Below are 11,697 nucleotides of genomic sequence, written 5' to 3'. Positions count from 1 at the left end.
TAATAGGCCGAGGACTTGTCATGAAGACGCTACGCATCCACTGTGCGGTTCTGAAAGAACCGACCGGACCACCCGGTCCCATCGATGTCCCTTCTCGGAGGGGTTCGGTGGGTGGGGTGCCTACGGTGATCGGTAATTTCATAGTGTTTCGGTGGTCATTGCGGTTGGGGAACACCCGGTCCCATTCCGAACCCGGTAGTTAAGCCTTCCAGCGCCGATGGTACTGCACTCGTGAGGGTGTGGGAGAGTAGGACGCCGCCGAACATTCTTTCCCTCAGGGGCACCCGTTATTCGGGTGCCCCTGAGGGCTTTTTTGCGTTCAACGAAGCTCTGAGCAGCTTCTCCGAGCGAGCTCAGGTCCGAGGGTCCGGGCAAGCTCAGGACAGCCGAGCGGCGATGGCCTCACCCAGCGCGGTGCCGGAGAGCCAAGCCGTCTGGACCCTCGGGGATCCCCAGGCGTCCCCTGCGATGCCGACCACCTCGTCCCCGAAGTAGAACGGCGCGTCTCCCGCTTGGACGGGCCGGGCGAACGTCCACCGACGCACGTGGACCCCAACAGCGGCGTCCGGCAGCTCCAGCAGGTCCCGCACGGCCGATTCGATCTCGTCACCGGCGGCCAGGGCGTCGGCCACGTACTGCTCGGCGAAGGCGTCACCGGTGTGCGCGACGAGCACGGGCGCGTCGTCCCCGCGGCGGCTGCCGTCGTCGAACAGGGTGGTCAGGACGGGGTGGTCGTTGACGAACGCACCGCGGAAGTCCGACCAGGTCCGCTCCTCGTACACCAGCGTGGCGACCAGCGACGGCAGCCACTCCTGGCGACCGGCCACGTCCCGGACCTCGCGCAGGTGCGGGTCGAGCAGGCGCAGCGCCTGGGGGCCCGGCATGGCGAGGACGACGGCGTCCACCGGGGTGCCGTCCACGCGCGGCCCGGGTTCGACCCACTCGACCGGGCTGGAGGTCGTGACGTCCAGCCCGGAAGCCAGGTCCTCGACCAGGGACCGCAACCCGCCCTCCGCCGCCCACCGCACGGGTCCCGTGGTCCACGAGGAGCCGTCGGCGGAGTGGACGGCGAAGGTGTCCGTCCACTCGCGGGCCAGCCCGGCCCGCCTCCACCGCTCCGCGACGGCGGCGAACCGGGGGTCGGACACGGTGAAGTACCCGGCTCCGATGTCGGACCGCCGCCCGTCGTAGCGCTTGGTCGCCATCCGGCCGCCGATGACGTGGGCGCGTTCGAGGACGCTGACCTCCGCCCCCGCGTCGACCAGCGCCCGCGCGCACGCCACGCCGGCGATCCCCGCGCCCACGACCACCACCCGCACGGGCGGACCTCCTGACCTGACGTCACGTTCTGGTGAGCGAGACCGCTGACCGGGCGATGCACGCGAGGCGTGCGGGTGACGGAGCACTCCCGCCCTGGATCCATCCATACCGTAGCCGCACGAGCACCGATCCGCGGGCGGGGAGGTCTCCAGTGCCGTGGCCATCGCGCGGACGACGAGGCGGCAGACCAGGCATCGGACGAGGGCGGGGACAAGAACGAGAACGAGGGCGAGGACGAGGCATCGGGCGGGGCAGGCGGCGGGGCAGGCATTCGCGCCCCGGTCGCGGTTCCCTGCCGCGGATGTGGGCGCCGACGGTGCTCGCCCTGGTGCTGCTCGTCGCGCTGGTCCTGCTCCTGCTCACCTACGTGTGACCGACCACGTCACTCGACCGGCTTCAGGGAGCCGGTGGGGAAGCGGCGCTCGTTGCGCTCGATCTTGGCGAACGCGGCCTCGACCAGGTCCACGCCGAGCTTGTCGGCCAGCCGCACGAGGTAGTGCACGACGTCGGCCAGCTCGTCCCGCACGTTCCAGGCCAGCTCGGGGTCCTCCATGGCGCGGGCGGCCTCCTCGGGGGTGAGCCACTGGAACAGGTCCGTCAGCTCGCCGACCTCCCCGGACAGCGCCATCACGAGGTTCTTCGGGGTGTGGTACCGGTCCCAGTCCCGGGCGGCGGCGAACCGGCGCAGGGCGTCCCGCAGGTCTTCCAGGCTGTTCGCGCCCGCCCGGTCGTTCGTGCCCGCAGGCATGTCCGCAGAGTTGTTCATGCCCGCAGAGCTACCACACGGTGGTCGCTGGGCCGCACGCCGCGCACCCGCTTGAACGCCGTGCTGAACGCGAACCCGTCGGCGTAGCCGACCGCGCGGGCCACCGAGGAGACCGTGGCCCCGGGTCGGGTGAGCAGGTCGGCGGCGAGGTCCATGCGCCACTCGGTGAGGTAGGTCAGCGGCGGCACGCCGACCAGCGCGGTGAACCGCCGGGCCAGCGCCGCCCTCGACACCCCGGCGCGCCCGGCCAGCTCCGCGACGGTCCACGCGTGCCCCGGGGCGTCGTGCAGCGCCCTCAGCGCCGGTCCCACGACGTCGTCGCCCAGCGCCCGGTACCAGGCGGGCGTGTTCGCCTCGGGGCGGTCGAACCACTCGCGCAGCGCGAACACCAGCAGCACGTCGAGCAGCCGGTCGAGCACGATGTCCTGCCCCGGCCGGTCCTTGGCGACCTCGGCGGCCAGCAGGTCCAGCGTCGGGCACGGCCCGCCCTCGCACGGCACCACGAACGCGTTCGGCAGGGCGTTGAGGAGGCGGTCGGAGATGCTGCCCTCGACCTCGTAGCTGCCGGTGAGCACCGCGGCGTCGCCGTCCACCCCGGCCCCGAACTCCCCGGCCCCGACCCCGCCGGCTCCGACCCCGCCAGCTCCGACCCCGCCGGCCTCGCCCCCACCGGCCCCGAACGCCCCCGGCTCGAACCCGTAGGTGCGCGTGCCGATCCGCCAGCGCTCGCAGTCGGGTTCGCCCACCGAGATCCGAGGCGGCCGGTCGGGGTCGTCGGCCAGCACGAACCGCTGCGGTCCGCGGGCCAGGCCGATGTCACCCGGTCGCATGAGGAGCCGGGCGCCGTCCTCGGCGAGCAGCCACGTGTCACCGCGGGTGGCGGCGACGAGGGTCAGCGGCGCGGTGGCCGAGTACTCCAGCGACCACGGCGGCGAGGCGAACGAGCGGCACACCAGGGCGCCGTGGGCGTGCACGCCGCGCAGCAGGTCGGTAAGAGCGTCCACGTAGACGATTGAACATGGTCCGTCGAGCCTGAGCCATGTCCGACCGGCGCCGTCGTTGATTGGCTCGGGGCATGACGATCCTGGTTATCGGAGCCACCGGCAAGACCGGCCGCCGCGTCACCGCGGCCCTCGACGCGCTCGGCGTCGACCACCGCCCCGCGTCGCGCAACTCGGAGGTCCGCTTCGACTGGTTCGACGACACCACGTGGGAGCCCGCGCTGGCGGGCGCCACCGCCGTGTACCTGGTGCCGCCGGCGCTGACGCTGGACGACGACGAGGTGGCCGCGTTCGTGCCGCGCGCGGTGGCGGCGGGCGTGCGGCGGTTCGTGGCGCTGTCGGCGCGGGGCATCCCGGAGGGGGACGGGCGGGAGCGGGCGGTGCGGGAGTCCGGTGTGGACTGGACGGTGCTGCGGCCGACGTGGTTCTCCCACAACTTCAGCGAGGACTTCTTCCTGCCGCAGGTGCTGGGTGGCGAGGTCGTGCTGCCCGCGGGCGGCGACGGCGCGCACCCGTTCATCGACGCGCGGGACATCGCCGACGTGGCGGTGGCGGCGCTGACGCAGGACGGGCACGTGGGTGTGGTCTACGAGCTGTCTGGGCCGGAGGCGTTGACGTTCTCCGAGGTGCTGGGGCAGATCGGGGAGGCGTCGGGGCGCGACCTGCGGCTGGTCGACGTGCCGCCGGCGGCGTTCACCGCCCTGCTGGTCGAGGGCGGCATCGCGCCCGGCTACGCCGAGGTGCTGACCGGGTCGCTGGTCGCGATCCGCGACGGGCAGGACGCGCACCTCTCCGACGGGGTGCCCGCCGTGCTGGGTCACGACGGGCGTTCGTTCGCCGATTACGTCAAGGGGGCGGCCGAGGCCTGGGCCTGAGCCCGACACCAGGGGGCGCGGGCGCGCCGGGCGGGCGTTCGAGCAGGGGGCGGACCGCCCGGTCCACGGCGGGCGTTCGTCCGAACGCGTCCTCGTGCCCGCGTCCGACGGCGTCCTCGTGCCCGCGTCGGACGGCCTCGGGCCGGCGCGCCTAGTCCCGGACGAGGGCGAGCCGCGGCCGCGGTCGTTCGACGTGGTCGCCCTGGCCGGGCAGCGCGGTCAGGACGAGCCCGAACACCAGCCCGTTCAGCTCCTCCACGTCCAACAGCAGGTCGCGCGCCACCCGGTGCGGCGTGGTGCCCTGCTCGCGCAGGGCCCGGAACACCTTGGCGAGCAGCTGGGACGTCTCGCGGCGGCCCTCGTCGCCCGCCCGGCGGGCCAACTGCCGGCACACCGCCGCGTACTGGGCGGGGCTGAGCAGCCCCAGGTCGCGCAGGCGGTGGGCGAGGGTGAGGGGGTCGACGTGCCAGGTGGCGGCGTGCGCGACGACCTGCTCGGTGAGCGCGCCCCTGGGCACCGCGGCCAGGACGCCGGCGCGGGGCAGCAGGAACGAGGTCGCGAACGCGTCCGCGTCGTCGGCGCCGACGAGCCTGCCCAGCTCGCGGGCGGTGTCGACGCGGGTCCGGGCGGGCGCGGCGGTCGGGTCGAGGAAGACGTACGGGGTGCCGTCGTGGCGGCAGGAGAACGGGCCCGCCGCGGCGCAGTCCGGGGGCAGCGAGAACACCCGCACCCCGTGGGCCTCCAGCAGGTGGACCATGTTGGGCGCCGGGCGGTGGGGGATGCCCCAGCGGGCGCGCAGCATCCCGGCCGCGGTCTCCGGGTCGGGCTGCTCCCACGTCGGCACGTCCGGTTCGGGCAGGGTGAACGCGCCGGCCAGCCAGCCGGCGAAGCCGATGGCCAGGCGGGCCGCGCCGGTGGCCGCGTCCCGTTGCCGCCGCGCCGCCGGCCTGCTGAACGCGACCTCGACCTCGGGCACGTCCCCGGCCTCCAGGAAGGCGGGCGGGAAGCCGAGGGCGGCGGCCAGCCTGGCGGTGGTCGCGGGTCGGGGTCGGCGGCGGCCGCGCTCGTAGTCGCCGATGCTGGCCGGGCTCGTGCCGGCCTTGTGCGCCAGTTCCGCCGCGGTGAGACCGCGCCGGGTGCGGGCGAGGGCGAGGCGCGACGGGGTGAACATGATCGCGCCATTCTCGCACTACCGCTCCACCGCGGCGGTGACCTCCACCCGCCGCGCCGGAGGCGCCCGCCTACCGCTTCAGTGTCACGGTCACCTCCACGTCGTCCGGCGCGTCGGCGCCGCGCGGGGTCGGCAGCGGCCCGAAGACCAGCGGCGGCAGCGTGATCCGGCTGGCCCAGCGGTCGACGACCTGGCCCTGCGGGGTCGGTTCGGGCTGGGCGACCTCGCGGAGCACGACCAGCCGGTCGCCCTCCTGGTGCGGGTAGGTGACCAGGAACCACAGCTTCTGCTCGTGGGTGTGCAGCGAGTCGAACAGCGTGAACTGGTCGCGGTCGTTGCCGCGCATCATCGCCGCGATCGCCGGGCCCTTGGCGTAGTCGCTGCGCAGCGGCGCGCCGGGCGTGCCGGTGTGGCGGTTGCCCTGGAGGGTGCCCAGCACGACCGGTTTGGTCGGGTGCTGGACGAGGCCGGCGTTCCACTTGTCGACCCTGGTCCACCCCTCGTTGACCAGGATCTCCCGCAGCTTGCCGACGCGGTGGATCCAGTCGAGCAGCCCGGCGCCGTTGGTCGGGCCGAGGGGAGGCGCGGAGGCCCGCGCGTCCACGCCCGCCCAGATCGCCTCGTCCAGGTGGTCGACGCGCAGGCCGAGTTCGGCGAGCCGCGCGTGGTGGTCCGCGGTCAGCTCGGCGGCGTTCGACATCTGCATGACCCGGACGGTAGCCGCGACCACCGACAATTTCCGGGTGGGCGGGTTCGCGGACCCGCCGATCGGCGGTCCGGGTGACAGGATGGGGTCATGGGTGCGAGCGGTGGGGACGGTCGCGGCCCTCGCCACGCGTCGCAAGGGCGCCGCGGCGGTCGTGGCGCGATCCGCGGCTCCGGGAGCTACCGGGAGCAGGACCACCCGGAGCAAGACCACCCGGAGCAGGGCCACCCGGAGCAGGGCCACCCGGAGCGGGACCACGCGGTTTTCTCGGCGCTGTTGGAGGGCGACGCGGAGGACCTCTACGACAACGCGCCGTGCGGCTACCTGTCCACGATGCTCGACGGGCGGATCGCGAAGGTGAACGGCACCCTGCTGCGCTGGCTCGGGTACGAGCGGGAGGAGCTGGTGGGGCGGCGGCGGTTCGCGGACCTGCTCACCGTCGGCGGCAAGCTCTACCAGGAGACGCACCTCGCGCCGCTGCTGCGGATGGGGGGCGAGGTGCGGGGGGTGGCGCTGGAGCTGGTCGCCGCCGACGGCACGAGGCTGCCGGTCCTGGTGAACTCCGTGGTCAAGTCGAGCCCCGACGGCCGGCCGCTGCTGATCCGGACCACGGTCTTCGACGCCGTCGACCGCCGGTCCTACGAGCGGGAGCTGCTGCGCGCCCGGCGGCAGGCCGAGGCCGAGCGCGACGAGGTCAGGCGGCTCGCGACGACGCTCCAGCGCACCCTGCTGCCGCCGAGGCTGCCGGAGATCCCGGGCATCGAGCTGGCCGCCCACTACCACCACGCGTCGCCGTACCAGGTGGGCGGCGACTTCTACGACGTGTTCCCCCTCGCGGACGGCCGGTGGGGCCTGTTCCTGGGCGACGTGTGCGGCAAGGGCGCCGGGGCGGCGGCGGTGACGTCCCTGACCCGCTACGCCCTGCGGTCGGCGGCCGTGTACGACCCGGACCCGGTCACCGTGCTGAACAACCTCAACACCGTGCTCAACCAGGAGCAGGACGAGGGCGTGTCCCGCTTCTGCACGGTCACCTTCGGCGTCCTGGCCACCGGCGGTGACGGCTGCGACCTGGCCCTGGCCGCCGGCGGCCACCCGCCGGGCCTGCTCCTGCGCGCCGACGGCACCGCCCGGTACGTCGACGTGCCGGGCGGCCAACTGGTCGGCGCCCTGCCCGACGCGGTGATGGCGGGCGTCGAGGTGAGGCTGTCGGAAGGCGACACGTTCGTCCTGTACTCGGACGGCATCACCGAGGCCAGGACCGGGCCGGGCACCCGGTACGAGGAGGAGGCGCTGCTGGAGTTCGCGGCCGGCATCGCCCCCACCACCGCGGCGGGTGCGGTGGAGGCGATCGAGGGCCTGCTCGCCGAACTGGGCGAGGGCGTCGAAGACGACACGGCGGTGCTGGCGGTGGGCGTGCCGCGCCGGGCGTGACGGTCGTTCCCGGTCGTGGGCGGCGTTCCGCGGCCCCTGCCGCGAAGCGCGGGGCCCTGACGGTCGCGCGCCGGGATCAGCGCCCGTGCCACACCGGGTGCATGTGGCGACGCCGTTCGTCCGGCGCCTCCTCGGTCTCGAACAGGTCGTCGGCGCCGCGGTAGGCGCAGTCGATGCCGAGCCGGTGCAGCAGGGCGATCCCTTCCGCGGCGGGACGGGCCGGGAACAGGGCGACCAGGCGCGTGACCGGGTCCGGGCTGCTCGCCGCGTAGTCGAGCAGCTGGGCGACCGATTCGCGGACCTTGCCGTGCGTGGCCAGGCTCTTGGCCTCGATCACCACGATGTCCGAGCCGTCGCGGTAGTACAGGTCGGCCCTCTTGCCGGTGGGGGTGACGAAACTGGTCATCTCGACGTCGGAGCGGAAAGCCCGGTACCGGGCGACGAGTTGGGCCTCGACGCGCTCGTGCGCGACTTTCCGCGCGGCGATCTCGCGCCAGACCACGTCCACGTGCGCCCGTTCCACCGGGATGATCCGCGTCCGCGCGCCGATGAGGTCGGCGGTCGCGTCCAGCTGGGCCGCCAGCTCCGCTTCGGCGGTGCTGGGGTTGAGCCGGAAGGCGCTGATGATGCGCGCCGTCCGCTCCTCGTCGAGGATCCGCTGGCCGTAGACGTAGTCGCCGGGCGTGAAGCCGTCGATGCTCCACAGGTCGGTGATCGGGTAGTCGGTGAGCCGCACGTTCAGCACGCTGTAGACGTTGACGAAGCTGTCGCTGTTGGCGTGCTGGTCCCACAGGAGGTCGGCCAGGGCCTTGTTGCGGAAGACGTGGCCGATCTCGCCGGTCGCCTTGATCTTCTTGTCGCCGACGAACAGGACGACCCCGCCGTCGCGCAGGCGCTCCATGGCCTTGTCGTGACGCGGGATGGCGCCCCAGAACCGCGCCCTGCCGGAGGGGTGGAGCGCTTGGAGCCTGGCCAGGTCTTCCCCGGCCAGCAGGGAGCGGTGCGGGTCGCTCGCGAACTCGACGGAGCCTTCGAGCGTCTCGTGGAAGCGTTTGCGGGTCTCGGGGTTGCCGTAGCAGGGCGCCAGCAGGGCAAGCGTCATGAGGTTCACCCACCGGTTCTCTCGCCGGGACGCGTGGGTGTTGACCATAGGTCCCGACGAAGCCTCGCGTTGACCCGGGTGAGTGATGCCGGAGCCTCGGGATCCCGGATCGGCGGCGTGCGCCGCGCGGGGCCCGGAGAGGTGGGGCGAGCACCGGGCGGCACCCGCCCCACCTCCCGTCAGGGCGGGATCATCACGCCTCCCAGACCTGGACGGCTCTCACGACGAACGGCGCGTCCGGCACGTAGGTGCCCTTGCCCGGGTACGTCGTGAACTCCGCCTCCGTCGAGCAGGTCGCCCCCTGGTACACCGACGCGTCCCGGGTCAGGAGGTTGACGAACGACCTGGCCACGAAACCGCGGGGCAGGGGTATGCACTCGCCCGGGTTGGCCGTTTCCAGGTCGAGGCGGTGCGACTGGCCCGCGTAGTCGACGCCCGACCACGCGCAGAACTCGCCCCGGTCGCACTCGGGGACGGCCTGGGCGGAGGCGGTGCCGCTGGTCAGGAGGGTGGTGGCGATGAGAGCTGTGATCGTCTTCATGGCACCAGGTTGCACAAGCCGGGCGGCCTTGTCGCGATCACGGCCCTTCGTTCACCGGTACGTGTTGTTTCAGGCCGCGCGGCGCTTCAACCTGCGCAGTTGCCCCTCCAGGTAGGGCCGCGCGCGGCGTTGGCCGCCCCTGGCGGTGATCGCGCCGGACAGCGCGGTCAGGACCCTGACCACCCGCTCGGCGTCCGGGTGCCACCCGCGCCGCTCGCACTCGGCCAGCCAGTCCGACGGCGACAGGTGACCCCGCTCGCGGTTGCAGCGCCGGCAGGCCGCCACCTCGTTCTCCAGCCACGACGGGCCGCCCTTGACCCTCGGGACCAGGTGGTCCGTGGTGGGGGTGACCCGGTCGTCGAACGGGCGGCGGCACCACGTGCAGTCGCCGCCGTCGCGGGCGGTGGCCAGCGCCAGGCGGGTGGCGCGGTCGGGCGGCTGCTCAGCCACCGGCCAGGCGCGCGGCGAGCCGGATGGCGTCGTGCGGGGCCGCCGCGTCCGTGTCGTTGTCGAAGTACGCGTACACGTCGCGGTCCGCCGACCACGCGCGCACCAGGTCCGCCCACTCGTCGAGCTCCGCGTCGGTGTAGCTGCCGTGGTAGAGCGCCTGGTTGCCGTGCAGGCGCAGGTAGGCGAAGTCGGCCGTCACGTCCTCCAGGTACGGGTACGCGCCCGCCGAGTGGGAGACGACCAGGCCGATGCCGTGGGCGCGGAGCAGGTCGGTGAACTCCGGGCGCAGGAACGAGGGGTGCCGGAACTCCAGGGCGTGCCGCAGCGGGCGGTCGGCGTCGGTGGTGGTCCACGTCCGCTCCTCCGGCAGGCGCTCGTCGTGGTTCCCGGCCAGCTTGGCGGCCTCCTCGGTGGTGCGGGGGAGCAGGTCGAAGAACGTCGCCAGCCGCTCGGGGTCGTAGCCGAGCCTCGGCGGCAGCTGCCACAGGAAGGGCCCCAGCTTCTCCTCCAGGGCCAGGACGCCGGACGCGAAGAAGTTCGCCAGGGGCACCTCCACGTCGCGCAACTGCTTGAGGTGCGTGATGAAGCGCCCGCCCTTGACCGCGAACACGAAGCCGTCCGGTGTCTGCGCCGCCCACGCCCGGTAGCTCGACGGCCGCTGCAACGAGTAGAACGAGCCGTTCAGCTCGACCGACCGCACCAGGCCCGAGAGGTGTTCCAGCTCCCGCCGCTGCACGAGGCCCTCCGGGTAGAACGCGCCGCGCCGCCAGTAGGGGTACACCCACCCCGAAGTCCCGATCCGCACCTCTCCGGCCATGGCGCACGGGTACCCCGCTTGACCTCCACCGCACTCCATGGTGGAGGTTCCACCCATGGACGACCGCAAGATCGACGCCTACCTCGACCGGATCGGGGCCTCGCGCACCGAGGGCATCGCCGAACTGCACGAACGGCACCTCCGCGCCGTGCCCTTCGAGAACCTGGACATCCACCTCGGCGAGGAGATCACCCTCGACGAGGACCGGCTGGTCGACAAGATCGTCAACCGCCGCCGCGGCGGGTTCTGCTACGAGCTCAACGGCGCGTTCGCCGCCCTGCTCAGGGCACTCGGCCACGACGTCGGGCTGCTGGCCGCCAGGGTGTTCACCGACGGCGCCTACGGCCCGCCGTTCAACCACCTGGCCCTCCGCGTCGGAGACCTGCTCGTCGACGTCGGCTTCGGGCGGTTCTTCCTGCGGCCCCTCGACCTGCGCAGCCGGGAGGACCAGCACGACCCGGCCGGGGTGTTCCGGCTCGTCGACGCGCCGCACGGCGACCTGGACGTGCTGTTCGACGGCGAGGTCCGGTACCGGGTGGAGCTGCGGCCCCGCGAGCTGGCGGAGTTCCGGCCGGCCTGCTGGTACCAGCAGACCTGGCCCGGCTCGCCGTTCCGGCGCGGCACGACGTGCTCGCTGCCCACGCCCGCCGGCCGCGTCACCATCGCGGACCACGAGCTGATCACCACCGACGCCGGCGGCAAGCACGTCGAGCACCTGGACGACGAGGCCCTGCTCGCCGCCTACGCCGAGCACTTCGGCATCGAGCTGGACCGGGTGCCGAGGCTCAGCTGAGCCGTTCCGCCAGCGCCCGCGCGTCGTGGGGCGCGGCGCCGCGCATCGTGTTGTCGAAGTAGACGTACACGTCGCGGTCCCGCGCCCACTCCCGCACCCGCGTCGCCCACCGGTCCAGCGCCGCGTCGGTGTAAGGGCTGATGTAGAGCTCCTGGTCGCCGTGCAGCCGCACGTACACGAAGTCCGCCGTCACCTCCGCGGGCTCCGGGAACCGGCCCGCCGACTCGGCCACGCACAGCGCGATGCCGCGCTCGGTCAGCATCCGGACCAGCTCGGGGTTGTCCCAGCTGGGGTGCCTGATCTCCAGCGCGTGCCGCACGGGCGGGCCGGGCAGCAGGTCCAGGAACGCGGCCAGCCGCTCGGTCCGCCACGGCAGGGTCGGCGGCAGCTGCCACAGCACCGGCCCCAGCTTGGATCCCAGGTCGAGCACCCCGGACGCGTAGAACTCGGCGACCTCCCGGTCCACGTCCTCCAGGCGCTTGTGGTGGGTCACCTCGCGGTGGCCCTTGACCGCGAACACGAAGTCCTCCGGCACGCGCTCGAACCACGACTTGTAGTCGGTCGGCCTGCGCAGGCCGTAGAACGTGCCGTTGATCTCCACGGTGTCGAGCCGGTTGGCCAGGAACTCCAGCTCCGTGCGCTGCGGCAGGCCGCGCGGGTAGAAGTCGCCGCGCCACTCGGGGAAGTGCCAGCCCGACGTGCCCACCCTGATCGCGCCCACGAA

13 protein-coding genes and 1 rRNA gene are annotated in these 11,697 nt (G+C 73.3%); 4 read left to right on the top strand and 10 right to left on the bottom strand.

The features are described 5' to 3' along the window. Positions 1-147 precede the first annotated feature (147 nt). Positions 148-264, top strand: a 5S ribosomal RNA gene (gene rrf / locus ACFV4N_RS18375). Positions 265-377: 113 nt separating this feature from the next. On the opposite strand, the gene ACFV4N_RS18370 is transcribed toward rrf, so the two are convergent. From ACFV4N_RS18370 to ACFV4N_RS18360, 3 genes are all read right to left on the bottom strand, one after another. Beyond that, positions 378-1,319 carry an NAD(P)/FAD-dependent oxidoreductase gene (locus tag ACFV4N_RS18370; protein ID WP_499673739.1) on the bottom strand — a complete coding sequence of 314 codons (942 nt, stop codon included), beginning with the start codon at positions 1,317-1,319 and terminating at the stop codon, positions 378-380. A 383-nt stretch (positions 1,320-1,702) separates the two neighbouring features. Next, on the bottom strand, positions 1,703-2,086 hold the full coding sequence (locus ACFV4N_RS18365; protein ID WP_499673738.1) for a nucleotide pyrophosphohydrolase: 384 nt from the start codon (positions 2,084-2,086) through the stop codon (positions 1,703-1,705). Further along, the gene (locus ACFV4N_RS18360; protein WP_499673737.1) at positions 2,083-3,090 is read right to left on the bottom strand and encodes an AraC family transcriptional regulator; all 1,008 of its coding nucleotides are present in this window, start codon (positions 3,088-3,090) and stop codon (positions 2,083-2,085) included. Before ACFV4N_RS18360 ends, ACFV4N_RS18365 begins: the two co-directional genes overlap by 4 nt. A gap of 71 nt (positions 3,091-3,161) precedes the next feature. Between ACFV4N_RS18360 and ACFV4N_RS18355 the strand changes: the two genes are divergently transcribed. Continuing rightward, positions 3,162-3,962: an NAD(P)H-binding protein gene (locus tag ACFV4N_RS18355; RefSeq protein WP_499673736.1), complete on the top strand. Its 801-nt coding sequence runs from the start codon at positions 3,162-3,164 to the stop codon at positions 3,960-3,962. A 151-nt stretch (positions 3,963-4,113) separates the two neighbouring features. Here ACFV4N_RS18355 and ACFV4N_RS18350 read toward each other — a convergent pair whose 3' ends face one another. Then, positions 4,114-5,133 carry a helix-turn-helix domain-containing protein gene (locus ACFV4N_RS18350; RefSeq protein ID WP_499673735.1) on the bottom strand — a complete coding sequence of 340 codons (1,020 nt, stop codon included), beginning with the start codon at positions 5,131-5,133 and terminating at the stop codon, positions 4,114-4,116. A gap of 70 nt (positions 5,134-5,203) precedes the next feature. Further along, entirely contained in the window at positions 5,204-5,839 is a 636-nt protein-coding gene (locus tag ACFV4N_RS18345; RefSeq protein ID WP_499673734.1) for a hypothetical protein, read from the bottom strand. A gap of 90 nt (positions 5,840-5,929) precedes the next feature. Between ACFV4N_RS18345 and ACFV4N_RS18340 the strand changes: the two genes are divergently transcribed. Then, positions 5,930-7,270, top strand: coding sequence for a PP2C family protein-serine/threonine phosphatase (locus ACFV4N_RS18340; RefSeq protein ID WP_499673733.1), 1,341 nt, complete (start codon positions 5,930-5,932; stop codon positions 7,268-7,270). 76 nt (positions 7,271-7,346) lie between these two features. Here ACFV4N_RS18340 and ACFV4N_RS18335 read toward each other — a convergent pair whose 3' ends face one another. From ACFV4N_RS18335 to ACFV4N_RS18320, 4 genes are all read right to left on the bottom strand, one after another. Continuing rightward, entirely contained in the window at positions 7,347-8,372 is a 1,026-nt protein-coding gene (locus tag ACFV4N_RS18335; RefSeq protein ID WP_499673732.1) for a hypothetical protein, read from the bottom strand. A 193-nt stretch (positions 8,373-8,565) separates the two neighbouring features. Beyond that, positions 8,566-8,913: a peptidase inhibitor family I36 protein gene (locus tag ACFV4N_RS18330; RefSeq protein WP_499673731.1), complete on the bottom strand. Its 348-nt coding sequence runs from the start codon at positions 8,911-8,913 to the stop codon at positions 8,566-8,568. A gap of 69 nt (positions 8,914-8,982) precedes the next feature. Then, positions 8,983-9,363, bottom strand: a complete 381-nt coding sequence (locus ACFV4N_RS18325) for an HNH endonuclease (protein ID WP_499673730.1) — start codon at positions 9,361-9,363, stop codon at positions 8,983-8,985. Next, entirely contained in the window at positions 9,356-10,180 is an 825-nt protein-coding gene (locus ACFV4N_RS18320) for a DUF72 domain-containing protein (RefSeq protein WP_499673729.1), read from the bottom strand. Before ACFV4N_RS18320 ends, ACFV4N_RS18325 begins: the two co-directional genes overlap by 8 nt. A gap of 55 nt (positions 10,181-10,235) precedes the next feature. On the opposite strand from ACFV4N_RS18320, the gene ACFV4N_RS18315 reads away from it, so the two are divergent. Beyond that, positions 10,236-10,973: an arylamine N-acetyltransferase family protein gene (locus ACFV4N_RS18315; RefSeq protein ID WP_499673728.1), complete on the top strand. Its 738-nt coding sequence runs from the start codon at positions 10,236-10,238 to the stop codon at positions 10,971-10,973. On the opposite strand, the gene ACFV4N_RS18310 is transcribed toward ACFV4N_RS18315, so the two are convergent. Continuing rightward, complete coding sequence (locus ACFV4N_RS18310; RefSeq protein ID WP_499673727.1) at positions 10,966-11,694, bottom strand: DUF72 domain-containing protein; 729 nt, start codon at positions 11,692-11,694, stop codon at positions 10,966-10,968. The two genes, ACFV4N_RS18315 and ACFV4N_RS18310, sit on opposite strands and share 8 nt — an antisense overlap. Positions 11,695-11,697: the final 3 nt, after the last annotated feature.

It is taken from the genome of Actinosynnema sp. NPDC059797, assembly GCF_042732085.1.
Lineage (GTDB): Bacteria > Actinomycetota > Actinomycetes > Mycobacteriales > Pseudonocardiaceae > Actinosynnema.
The sequence above is the reverse complement of the archived record's forward strand: the minus strand, read 5'-3'. Positions and strand labels throughout refer to the sequence as shown.

Excerpts from the sequence above, each read along its gene's own strand:
- ACFV4N_RS18365 (WP_499673738.1), bottom strand. The coding sequence starts at position 2,086 with ATGAACAACTCTGCGGACATGCCTGCGGGCACGAACGACCGGGCGGGC.
- ACFV4N_RS18355 (WP_499673736.1), top strand. The coding sequence starts at position 3,162 with ATGACGATCCTGGTTATCGGAGCCACCGGCAAGACCGGCCGCCGCGTC.
- ACFV4N_RS18350 (WP_499673735.1), bottom strand. The coding sequence starts at position 5,133 with ATGTTCACCCCGTCGCGCCTCGCCCTCGCCCGCACCCGGCGCGGTCTC.
- ACFV4N_RS18345 (WP_499673734.1), bottom strand. The coding sequence starts at position 5,839 with ATGCAGATGTCGAACGCCGCCGAGCTGACCGCGGACCACCACGCGCGG.
- ACFV4N_RS18340 (WP_499673733.1), top strand. The coding sequence starts at position 5,930 with ATGGGTGCGAGCGGTGGGGACGGTCGCGGCCCTCGCCACGCGTCGCAA.
- ACFV4N_RS18335 (WP_499673732.1), bottom strand. The coding sequence starts at position 8,372 with ATGACGCTTGCCCTGCTGGCGCCCTGCTACGGCAACCCCGAGACCCGC.
- ACFV4N_RS18330 (WP_499673731.1), bottom strand. The coding sequence starts at position 8,913 with ATGAAGACGATCACAGCTCTCATCGCCACCACCCTCCTGACCAGCGGC.
- ACFV4N_RS18320 (WP_499673729.1), bottom strand. The coding sequence starts at position 10,180 with ATGGCCGGAGAGGTGCGGATCGGGACTTCGGGGTGGGTGTACCCCTAC.
- ACFV4N_RS18315 (WP_499673728.1), top strand. The coding sequence starts at position 10,236 with ATGGACGACCGCAAGATCGACGCCTACCTCGACCGGATCGGGGCCTCG.